Annotated in this window: 9 protein-coding genes; 2 read left to right on the top strand and 7 right to left on the bottom strand. The window is 45.4% G+C overall.

The window, feature by feature from the left end; translation table 11 throughout:
- Positions 1-149 precede the first annotated feature (149 nt).
- From JUI58_RS05860 to JUI58_RS05850, 3 genes are all read right to left on the bottom strand, one after another.
- Positions 150-572: an HNH endonuclease signature motif containing protein gene (locus JUI58_RS05860; protein ID WP_204102817.1), complete on the bottom strand. Its 423-nt coding sequence runs from the start codon at positions 570-572 to the stop codon at positions 150-152.
- 6 nt (positions 573-578) lie between these two features.
- Positions 579-983 (bottom strand): hypothetical protein, encoded by a 405-nt coding sequence (locus tag JUI58_RS05855; RefSeq protein ID WP_204102816.1) that lies wholly within the window; start codon positions 981-983, stop codon positions 579-581.
- A gap of 83 nt (positions 984-1,066) precedes the next feature.
- On the bottom strand, positions 1,067-1,480 hold the full coding sequence (locus JUI58_RS05850; protein ID WP_204102815.1) for a hypothetical protein: 414 nt from the start codon (positions 1,478-1,480) through the stop codon (positions 1,067-1,069).
- 183 nt (positions 1,481-1,663) lie between these two features.
- Here JUI58_RS05850 and JUI58_RS05845 point away from each other — a divergent pair, with 183 nt between their 5' ends.
- Complete coding sequence (locus JUI58_RS05845; protein ID WP_204102814.1) at positions 1,664-3,391, top strand: succinate dehydrogenase/fumarate reductase flavoprotein subunit; 1,728 nt, start codon at positions 1,664-1,666, stop codon at positions 3,389-3,391.
- A 98-nt stretch (positions 3,392-3,489) separates the two neighbouring features.
- Positions 3,490-4,395 carry an acetylglutamate kinase gene (gene argB / locus JUI58_RS05840; protein ID WP_204102813.1) on the top strand — a complete coding sequence of 302 codons (906 nt, stop codon included), beginning with the start codon at positions 3,490-3,492 and terminating at the stop codon, positions 4,393-4,395.
- 116 nt (positions 4,396-4,511) lie between these two features.
- Here argB and JUI58_RS05835 read toward each other — a convergent pair whose 3' ends face one another.
- The 4 genes from JUI58_RS05835 to ntrB all read right to left on the bottom strand — a co-directional run bounded on the left by JUI58_RS05835 (position 4,512) and on the right by ntrB (position 8,895).
- Positions 4,512-4,946, bottom strand: coding sequence for a LysR substrate-binding domain-containing protein (locus JUI58_RS05835; protein WP_204102812.1), 435 nt, complete (start codon positions 4,944-4,946; stop codon positions 4,512-4,514).
- Positions 4,947-5,052: 106 nt separating this feature from the next.
- Positions 5,053-5,910 (bottom strand): nitrate ABC transporter ATP-binding protein, encoded by an 858-nt coding sequence (locus JUI58_RS05830; RefSeq protein WP_204102811.1) that lies wholly within the window; start codon positions 5,908-5,910, stop codon positions 5,053-5,055.
- 30 nt (positions 5,911-5,940) lie between these two features.
- Positions 5,941-7,956, bottom strand: a complete 2,016-nt coding sequence (locus JUI58_RS05825; protein ID WP_204102810.1) for a nitrate ABC transporter ATP-binding protein — start codon at positions 7,954-7,956, stop codon at positions 5,941-5,943.
- Positions 7,957-8,049: 93 nt separating this feature from the next.
- Positions 8,050-8,895, bottom strand: coding sequence for a nitrate ABC transporter permease (gene ntrB, locus JUI58_RS05820; RefSeq protein ID WP_204102809.1), 846 nt, complete (start codon positions 8,893-8,895; stop codon positions 8,050-8,052).
- Positions 8,896-8,897 lie beyond the last annotated feature (2 nt).

Below are 8,897 nucleotides of genomic sequence, written 5' to 3'. Positions count from 1 at the left end.
ATGCCCCAGGCTTGAATTTGCCATCCTGCTGCGATGAGAAAGAAAAGGGCGATCGCGGCGATCGGGGTTGCGAGAATGACCCATTGCCAAGTCTTTAATTTTATCATTGGTTGAATTATATAGTTATTTTAATTTAGTATAAAATATTCCTATTCAGGTGGATGACAGCCTACCGCAGTCCAAAACCTGCGAGCAGCAACAATCGTTGCATGATTCATTTGCAATACAATAACTGTAGCTCGACCAATTGCTGTTTTTCCTTCTATTATTGTTCCATTTGCACTCCAATTAAAATGCTCTCTCCATTGTTGAGTTCGAGGATTAAATAAATTAACAACTTCACCTGTTAAAGTATCTTGTGCTTCTGTTATATCTACTTTAAATTCATTGCAAGATCGACAAGATAAACAAAGATTCTCAAAGTCAGTTTTTCCACCTTTTGAAAGCGGATGAATGTGGTCAAATGACAGTGAAATGCCACTTATTGTTTCGACAGTCAAACAATAAGCACAGCGATCGCGATCGGCTTTGCGAACTCTTTTGCGAAGATCGACAGAAATATAAACAGACATGGACTCTTATCCGATATTCATAATTTGATGTCCTCGCCATCGGAGCAAGACAATGGCTTGAGCTTTTCGTAACATAAAGAGATCGGCTTCTTTGCGTAATGCTGTTAATTCTAACCGTTCTTCATTGGTTAATTGTCTGACTTTATTCTTTGCTAATAATTCATCATAGTGAATCATTTCTTCTGGCTTTTTCTGACCGCGAGCGATACGCCATAGTGTATTATCATCTAAGCGATCCAGTGCTGCGATCTCTGTTTGAAATTCTTCAGGGATATTTGTCCAATCTGGAGGACTACCAATTTCTAGGACTCGTAAAATAATCGCATCGAGAGGTTGTTTTGTTGCCTCAGCCGTTTGGACGAGTCGTTGATAGCTGCGATCGGGGATATCGATGGTGATTGTTTTTGTCATGAAATAAAATTCAGAAACGACTACTTAAAATTTTATCCTGTAATCTAAAAATCAGCAGTCTGAATTATTGATCCATAATTGCCTTAAGTCCAAAAATCTTGTGCTGTTAAAGATAAATTCGGACTGATATCGTTGAAAAATTGAGCGATCGCCTCTGCTTGAGATGAGGTAATTTTGTGTTTTCCTCTCGCGATCGCCGCAACCAAGCGATCGGGTTTAATCTCAAATTCGTGTATGAGAGATTCTAGCGTTGCTTGTGGTGTCGGTTGAGCAATGGGATAATGGATAGTCTCATAATTTTCGACGAGTAATACTAAAAGATCGAAAAATTCAGTTTCAGCCTCATTCATCTTTCGAGACATCATGCTTTCGACGATCGCTAGGGCGTTTTGATACTCTTGTTCAGTTTTGATTCTCTTCGGTTGATGTTGAATTAATAAATTGCATTTATTGCTTGACTTTTGCACCACATTCATTTTAAAATAAAATTTATTCATAATGGGAGCATTTTGACCTATTTATAACTGCCACCACTTCCCATTATGAAATAAGAATACCACAAAAAGATCAAAAGAAAAAGAATAAAATAAAATTAACCAAAAATTAAGCTAAAAAAATTAACAATATTGAGGGATCGCATCCCCCAAAATAGAATAAAGGCCAATATTCCTCAAACTTCAATGCTAGAACATGATGTGATTATCGTCGGTGGCGGACTCGCAGGCTGCCGCGCCGCCCTAGAAATCAAACGGATCGACCCGAAAATCGATGTCGGTTTAGTCGCCAAAACCCACCCCATTCGATCGCACTCCGTCGCCGCACAAGGAGGGATCGCCGCCAGCCTGCAAAATGTCGATCCCGATGATGGCTGGGAAGCCCACGCCTTCGATACCGTCAAAGGTTCCGACTACCTCGCGGATCAAGATGCCGTGGAAATTCTCACCAAAGAAGCCCCTCAAGTTATCATCGACCTCGAACACCTCGGAGTCCTCTTTTCTCGCCTTGAAGACGGACGCATCGCCCAACGCGCCTTTGGGGGACACTCCCATAAACGCACCTGTTACGCCGCCGATAAAACCGGCCATGCCATCCTACACGAACTGGTCAATAATTTGCGCCGTAACGGGGTAACAATTTACGATGAATGGTACGTCCTGCAACCGATCCTCGAAGAAAATGAAGCGAAAGGATTGGTCATGTATCGCATCCTTGACGGCACTATCGAAATTGTCCGCGCCAAAGCCGTCATGTTTGCAACGGGAGGATACGGACGAGTTTTTAATACCACCTCCAACGATTATGCCTCCACTGGGGACGGTTTAGCCATGTGTGCAATGGCAGGATTGCCCTTGGAAGATATGGAATTTGTCCAATTTCACCCCACCGGATTATATCCCGTCGGCGTGTTGATTTCCGAAGCCGTGCGGGGAGAAGGGGCATACCTGCGAAATAGCGAGGGAGAACGTTTTATGGAACGTTACGCCCCGAAACAAATGGAACTCGCCCCTCGGGATATTACCTCAAGGGCGATTACTTTGGAAATCCGCGCCGGGCGTGGCATTCATACCGATGGAAGTGCGGGGGGATCCTTCATCCACCTAGACTTGCGCCATCTGGGGAAAGAAAAAATCATGAGTCGCGTCCCCTTTTGTTGGGAAGAAGCCCATCGTTTGGTGGGTATTGATGCCGTTAACGAACCCATGCCCGTCCGTCCCACCGCACATTACTCAATGGGGGGCATTCCCGTCAATACCCAAGGACGAGTGCGAAGGAGTGGCCGTGAATTAGTGGAGGGCTTTTTTGCCGCCGGGGAATGTGCTTGCGTTTCGGTTCACGGTGCCAACCGCTTAGGAAGTAATTCCCTCTTGGAATGCGTGGTTTATGGGCGCAAAACTGGAGAGGCGATCGCCAATTACATCCCGTCCCGTCCAATGCCCACCTTCGACCCGCAAACCTATCTCACTGCTGCCAAACAGCGCTTACAAGACCTGATCGACCAAAAAGGAACAATTCGTATCGGTGAGTTGCGATCGCAGTTCCAAGACTGTATGAGCGAACATTGTGGAGTCTTTCGCACGGAAGCTATTATGCAGGAAGGTTTGAGCCAATTGCAAACACTGAAAAGCAAACTCTCACAAATTCGTCTCGATGACAAAGATTTTTGTTGGAATAGCGAGTTAGTAGAAGCCCTAGAATTGCAGAATTTGGCGATCGTGGCAGAAACCATCCTCACCTCCGCTTTAAACCGTAAAGAAAGCCGAGGGGCGCATTCACGGGAAGATTATCCCCAGCGAGACGATCGCAATTTCCTCAAACATTCCCTCGCCTACTATTCCCCCGAGGCGATCGACCTCAAATATATGTTAGTGGTCATTAATCGCTTTGAACCCAAAGAAAGGAAGTATTAGCGCAGGAATCGAGAAATCCTATTTTGTATCAGATTTGACGGAATTATGTCCTTTTTTTCGGTATCGATTATGGGTTATCATCATTTACAAACGGGTTTATGAAAGGCCAAAGCGAATACATTCAAGAAATCGGCGCAACGCGGGTAAGAATTTTAAGCGAAGCCCTCCCTTATATTCAACAGTTTGCGGGCAGAACTGTTGTGGTTAAATATGGGGGAGCAGCGATGAAAGATTCTCAACTTAAGGAAAAAGTGATTCGCGATATCGTGTTTCTCTCTTATGTGGGAGCCCGTCCCGTTGTTGTTCACGGCGGTGGACCGGAAATTAATACTTGGCTGGGTAAAATCGGCATTGAAGCTCAATTTAAAGATGGGTTGCGCGTGACGGATGCACCGACAATGGATGTCGTAGAAATGGTGTTAGTTGGACGGGTTAATAAAGCAATCGTTTCTCTCATTAATAAAGCCGGAGGTTCGGCAGTGGGATTATGTGGTAAAGATGGTAATTTAATTACTGCTCGCCCCGTCGGTCAAGAGGGAATTGGTTTTGTCGGAGAAGTCAGCAATGTCGATATTAAAATCATTGAAACCTTAACAGAAAAGGGTTATGTTCCCGTTGTTTCTAGTGTTGCGGCGGATCTTAACGGACAAGCTCATAATATTAATGCCGATACAGTAGCAGGGGAAATTGCAGCAGCATTAGGGGCAGAAAAAATGATTTTGCTTACCGATACCCCAGGAATTTTAAAAGATTATAAAGACCCCTCGACTCTATTAACTAAATTGGATATTCAACAGGCCAGAGAGTTAATTGATGCGGGAGTTGTAGCGGGAGGAATGATTCCTAAAGTTAATTGTTGCGTGCGATCGCTGGCTCAAGGCGTAAAAGCTGCCCATATTATTGACGGGCGCATTCCCCATGCTTTGTTATTAGAACTGTTTACGGATGAAGGGATCGGCTCGATGATTGTTGCCTCGGGTTATACGATAAAAAACCCTTCGTAAATCTACAGCCATTTCTCTTAAAACCACTTCGGAAATTTCCCACAAATTCGGAAGACCTAAAAATCCATGAATTAAACCAGGACAAAATTGGCGCATGACTTTAACATCATATTCTTCTAGGCGATCGCTATAGGCTTCTGCTTCCGATCGCAGCTCTCCAAAATCCCCAAAACCCAGCCTCCACCATGAAAAAACATTAAAATTGGCAAGGATTTCTTGGGGCTTTCGGGAGTATAAATGCGGAGAGGAATGGGAAAATGTTTGACATTAAGGAGGGTAAAAGATGTTTTTAATTCATTCAATCCGATCGCGTGTAAAGAAACAATAGAAATTCCTAACCCAAGCGCGATCGCCTCTTTAATTGCTTCATTATTTCCCAATTCTAACTTAACCTGTAGGGGAATTTTATATTTTGCAAATAATCTTTCGACTGCTTCCCGCATTGGCGAACTCGGGTCTGGTAAAATTAGGGACTCTTGCGCCAATTGCTCTAATGTAATTTGTTTTTCTTGTGCTAAAGGATGATCGTGAGGCTTGGTTAATAACATCATCAGAAAAAGAGGGGTGCGAGTCAGTCTCGAGGAAAGAAGAAAGCAGTTAGGGAAAAGATATTTCCCCAACTTTCAATCCATTTTTGAGTCATAATCGTGTTACATTTTAAGCAACATCATCGTGGGCAAATCGGTCGTAGAGGAACTCTAAAGCGTAGTTGCGGAGTTGATAATATTTTGGGTCTTCCATAATTTGCACGCGATCGCGGGGACGCTCAAAAGGAATCTGCATAATTTCCCCAATAGTGGCCGCCGGTCCGTTGGTCATCATCACCAAGCGATCGGCTAAAAACAGCGCCTCGTCGATATCATGGGTAATCATCAACACCGTGCAGCGATGTTCGTTCCAAATGGTCAATAATTCCTCTTGTAACTCCTCTTTGGTGATAGCATCTAAGGCTCCAAAAGGCTCATCGAGAATCAGCACTTGGGGACGAATAGCCAAAGCGCGGGCGATACTCACTCGTTGTTTCATCCCCCCGGAAATTTGTGGGGGTTTTTTATCCGCCGCATCAGATAACCCCACTAAAGCGAGATGATCCCGCACGATCGCCCGTTTTTCTTTGAGAGGTTTGTGAGGATAGACCGCATTCACCGCCAAATAAACATTATCGAACACCGTCCGCCAAGGTAAAAGAGCGTAGTTTTGAAACACCACCATGCGATCGGGTCCGGGTCCTTGAATGGGTCGGCCTTCTAGCAACACGCTTCCAGCCGTTGGTTGCTGAAACCCCGACACCATATTTAACAGAGTGGATTTACCGCAGCCAGAATGGCCGATCAAACAGATAAATTCTCCCTGTTGTACGGTTAAATTAATGTTTTGTAGAACAGTGTAACTGCCGTATTGCTTGACAACATTTTCTAGACTTAAAAAAGGTAATTGAGAGGAAGTAGCGTTGCTTTTTTGAAGAACTATCGCCTCGGATGGGTTGTTTTGAACGGTCGAGGATTGAGAAATCATAATTGCGAACAAAAGGAATAGAGAACAAAACTAAGCAGCAAGATTGACAGAAGCACGAGAATCATCATCTAAAACCACTTCAGCGATGGAGAAATCCTGCTTGATAGCGAGTTCGTTGAGATAAGTGATGGGATCTTCGGGATCGAAAACGGTGCCGTCAAACAGTTTAATGGGAATGCGGTTATACTTCATATCCAACAGTCCCAACTCTCGGGCGGCGGTACTGAAAACACCTACTTTACAGATACGTTCGAGAATCTCCATCCAGTTACGGGGGAAGGGAGTATGTCCCCAGCGAGCCAATTGTGTCATAATCCAGAGGTGTTCGGTACGGCTGGGACGGTTGGCGGACTGACTAAAAAAGAGATGATGGGCGTACTCGCGCATGGGTTGTTCCACATCGCAAAAGGCTTGGTTGGGGTTGCCCAATTGGATATAGTCAATATTTGTGCTGACATATTGCCGTTGCGCCAAAATCTGCCGAATTTCTAACTCGTTGTTTTCGTCGGCACAATAGCGACAGGCTTCTAAGAGAGCTTTCACTAAAGCGATGTGAGTATTGGGATAAGCATTCGCCCAATCTTCTCGCACCCCTAAAACTTTACCAGGATGACCGTCCCAGATTTCGAGGTCTGTGGCAATGGTAAAGCCCACCCCTTCGATCGCGGCACGTAAGTTCCAAGGTTCTCCCACGCAATAGCCGTCAATGGTTCCCCCTTGCAGATCCACCACCATTTGGGCGGGGGGAATAGTTTGCAGATTAACATCGCGATCGGGGTCAATTTGATAGGCCGCCAACCAATAACGCAGGAGGAGGTTATGCAAGGATGAGGGGTGAACCATGCCCAAGGTATGGGTGCGATCGCGGGTTTGCTGTAAATATTTCTGAAAGTCTTCCGCACTTCGCACCCCTTGGTCGTAGAAACGGCGATCGAGGGTGATCCCATTGCCGTTACGGGTCATAGTCAGCCCACTGACCACGGGGACGGGTTTGGCACCATCCCCCCCGAGGGTCATCCATAAGGGCATTCCTGCGGGCATTTGAGCGGCATCCAGGTACTTTCCAGCTATGCCATCGACAATACCTCGCCAACTGGTTTCTCGGACGAGGGAGACTTCCTCGAGACCGTGTTTGGCAAAAAAGCCCTTTTCTTGAGCCACGGCGATGGGGGCGCAAGCGGTGAGGGGAACGAAACCGATTTCCAAATTCACCTTTTCCAAACCATGACGGGCGATCGCGGTGGTCTTTTTCCCCCGTAATTTTTTGATGCGTTTTTGTTGGTTGAGGAAGTAAATAATTTCCGATCGCAGGCTGTAATAACTGGGATGTTCCACTACTTCCATGCGTTTGCGGGGGCGAGGGATATCAACATCGAGAATTTGCCCGATTTTCGATTCTGGCCCGTTGGTTAACATGACAATGCGATCGGAGAGTAAAACCGCTTCATCCACATCGTGAGTCACCATCAAAGCACTAATCTCATTTTCCTCGCAAATTCGCATTAATTGTTCCTGCAAATTCCCCCGCGTCAAGGCATCCAAGGCTCCAAAAGGTTCGTCGAGTAACAATAATTTTGGACGCAGGGCGAGGGCGCGGGCGATCGCCACCCGTTGTTTCATTCCTCCCGAAAGTTGCCCCGGATAGCGATTGGCGGCTGGGCGCAATCCTACCATATCGATATGCTCTTCGATTAAGGCTTTACGGTCTGGGGCGGGGGCATCTTTCATAACTGCATTCACCGCCAAGGCAATATTATCTCGCACTGTGCGCCAAGGGAGAAGAGAGTAATTTTGAAACACTACCATGCGATCGGGGCCGGGTTCTTTAACGCGCTGTCCTTCTAAAGTTACTAACCCATTGGTGGGTAAATCTAACCCTGCCACCATATTTAACAAGGTAGATTTACCGCAACCCGAGTGGCCGATGAGAGAGACAAATTCACCTTTTTTAATTTCTAAATCAATACCTTTTAAAGCAATGTATTGACCGCCATCGACTAAGGGAAATGTCTTTTCGATATTTTCAACTGAGACGAGAACGCCCATAATACCTCCTTTTTTGATTGGTTGTTGGTTATTGGTTGTTGGTTATTGAGTAATCGGTCTTACGAATAACCAACAATCAATATTTTTTCTGTTTTATTTCTGTTCTGCGGGAACGATCAGATGCTGTAAATAGGCGATCGCGCGATCGAGAAGTAAGCCCACGGCACCGATGTAAATCACTGCTAAGAGAATTTCACTGATGTAGTTTTGCTGATAAGCATCCCAGATGAAAAAGCCGATACCGACAATCCCCGACATGACAATTTCTGCTGCAATAATTGCCAACCATGCCAAGCCGATCGCAATTCTCAACCCTGTGAAAATGTAGGGTAAAGCGGAAGGAAAAAGAATATTGAGATAATATTCTTTTCGCGAAAGTTGCAAGACTTTGGCGACATTATTATAGTCATCGGGAATCTGTCGCACTCCTTCCGCCGTGTTAATTAAAATCGGCCAAACCGAAGTAATAAAAATCACGAAAATAGCGGCGGGTTGGTTTTGTTGTAGGGCAACGAGGGCGATGGGAACCCAAGCTAAAGGAGCCACCATTCGCAAGAATTGAAAAATGGGATCGAGGGCTTTATTAATGAGAGGATTTGTGCCAACAATAACCCCCACGCTAATGCCCACAAACGCCGCGAGAGAGTAACCTTGTGCTACCCGAATTAAACTGGCAAGAGTTTGCCAAAATAAGCCCTTATCTAAACCACCGCGATCGTAGAAAGGATACAACAACAATGTCCGAGTGCGATCGTCCGTCCAGAGACTCAAAGGACCAGGAATGCGAGATAAACCCGACATGGAAATCAATTGCCAGATCACTAAGAAACTCAAAATTCCAATTGCGGGGGGCAGAATATTAGGAGCCTGCTTTTGCCAAAATTGAATGAGAAAGTTGGGGGCAGCCGTTGAACTACGCGATTTTATGCTCGTGGTCATAA

The sequence above is a fragment of the Spirulina sp. CCY15215 genome (assembly GCF_016888125.1).
GTDB lineage: Bacteria > Cyanobacteriota > Cyanobacteriia > Cyanobacteriales > Spirulinaceae > CCY15215.
Note: the sequence above shows the minus strand (reverse complement) of the source record. Positions and strands in the feature narration are given on the sequence as shown.

What these genes read in the sequence shown, in the direction of transcription:
- JUI58_RS05860 (WP_204102817.1), bottom strand. Translation starts at nt 572, where the DNA reads ATGTCTGTTTATATTTCTGTCGATCTTCGCAAAAGAGTTCGCAAAGCC.
- JUI58_RS05855 (WP_204102816.1), bottom strand. Translation starts at nt 983, where the DNA reads ATGACAAAAACAATCACCATCGATATCCCCGATCGCAGCTATCAACGA.
- JUI58_RS05850 (WP_204102815.1), bottom strand. Translation starts at nt 1,480, where the DNA reads ATGAATAAATTTTATTTTAAAATGAATGTGGTGCAAAAGTCAAGCAAT.
- JUI58_RS05845 (WP_204102814.1), top strand. Translation starts at nt 1,664, where the DNA reads ATGCTAGAACATGATGTGATTATCGTCGGTGGCGGACTCGCAGGCTGC.
- argB (WP_204102813.1), top strand. Translation starts at nt 3,490, where the DNA reads ATGAAAGGCCAAAGCGAATACATTCAAGAAATCGGCGCAACGCGGGTA.
- JUI58_RS05835 (WP_204102812.1), bottom strand. Translation starts at nt 4,946, where the DNA reads ATGATGTTATTAACCAAGCCTCACGATCATCCTTTAGCACAAGAAAAA.
- JUI58_RS05830 (WP_204102811.1), bottom strand. Translation starts at nt 5,910, where the DNA reads ATGATTTCTCAATCCTCGACCGTTCAAAACAACCCATCCGAGGCGATA.
- JUI58_RS05825 (WP_204102810.1), bottom strand. Translation starts at nt 7,956, where the DNA reads ATGGGCGTTCTCGTCTCAGTTGAAAATATCGAAAAGACATTTCCCTTA.
- ntrB (WP_204102809.1), bottom strand. Translation starts at nt 8,895, where the DNA reads ATGACCACGAGCATAAAATCGCGTAGTTCAACGGCTGCCCCCAACTTT.